The following is a 1,149-nucleotide window of genomic DNA, read 5'->3' on the forward strand; positions in this document are numbered from 1 at the left end:
AGAAAGAACTATCTATTTGTCTGATAATCAGAGTATTTCTTTGAAATATAAGGTAAATAGTTGTGTTGGCTGGTGAAAGAAGGGGCATGTATTGTCATGTAGGCAATACGAGAAATTACATAGTTAGGTGGAATGATATGCTTTTGTCAGTAGTAGTACCTTGCTTTAATGAAGGAAATAACGTTCATTCATTTTATGAATATACGACCAATATTTTAGCAAGGGAAGATTTTCAGTATGAATTGGTTTTTGTGAATGATGGGAGCTCGGATGATACGCTTAGCTGCTTAAAAGAACTTTCAGCTAAATATGAGGAAGTGTCTTATATTTCATTCAGCCGAAACTTTGGAAAAGAAGCAGCAATGCTTGCTGGGCTGCAGTACGCAGAAGGAGATGCGGTCGTTTTAATGGATGGAGACTTACAGCATCCTCCAGAATTAATTCCACAAATGGTTCATTATTATCGCAAAGGCTATCATCAAGTCATTGCTAAGAGAAATAGAAAAGGAGACGCGGTCATTAAGTCTTCTTTGTCCAAGCTGTATTATAAAATGATGAATAAATTTGTTGATGTTTCCTTAGTGAATGGAGTGGGAGATTTTCGTCTTTTAAGCAGAAAGGCGCTGAATGCCTTGCTTTCTTTAAATGAATATAACCGTTTTTCAAAAGGGCTGTTTTCATGGATCGGATTTAAAGAATATACGATTAACTATGAAAATGTCGTCAGAGAAGAAGGCGAAAGCAAATGGACGTTTAGTAAATTATTAAACTACGGAATTGACGGAGTAATTTCATTTAACAATAAGCCGCTCCGTGCATCGATTTATATGGGAATGGGTGTAACGGTTCTCGGGTTTATATATGTCCTGACGATGCTTGTGAAAATTTTATTTGCAGGGATTGACGTACCGGGCTATTTTACATTAATATCCGCTATTTTAATTATCGGCGGCTTGCAGCTGACGTTTTTAGGGATTATCGGGGAATATATTGGACGCATTTACTATGAGTCTAAAAAACGTCCGCACTATATTATTGAAGAGGAGACAATGACGGCAAAACATGAAAATCATCAAAAGTGGCATACCCATGCTTAATGCTCAGTTTATACGTTTTGTTATTGTAGGGTTTTTAAATACATTTAATTAC

At 36.2% G+C, this 1,149-nt stretch carries 1 protein-coding gene; it reads left to right on the forward strand.

Going from position 1 to position 1,149, the window contains the following annotated elements; genetic code table 11:
* Nucleotides 1-137: 137 nt before the first annotated feature.
* Nucleotides 138-1,097 carry a glycosyltransferase family 2 protein gene (locus RB298_RS28010; RefSeq protein ID WP_486049635.1) on the forward strand — a complete coding sequence of 320 codons (960 nt, stop codon included), beginning with the start codon at nt 138-140 and terminating at the stop codon, nt 1,095-1,097.
* Nucleotides 1,098-1,149: the final 52 nt, after the last annotated feature.

It is taken from the genome of Priestia sp. BR_2, from assembly GCF_041954005.1.
In the GTDB taxonomy this organism is placed as follows: domain Bacteria; phylum Bacillota; class Bacilli; order Paenibacillales; family Paenibacillaceae; genus Paenibacillus_AQ; species Paenibacillus_AQ lautus_A.

Bases quoted from the DNA above. Each gene is read 5' to 3' on its own strand.
- RB298_RS28010 (WP_486049635.1), top strand. From the start codon at position 138: ATGCTTTTGTCAGTAGTAGTACCTTGCTTTAATGAAGGAAATAACGTT.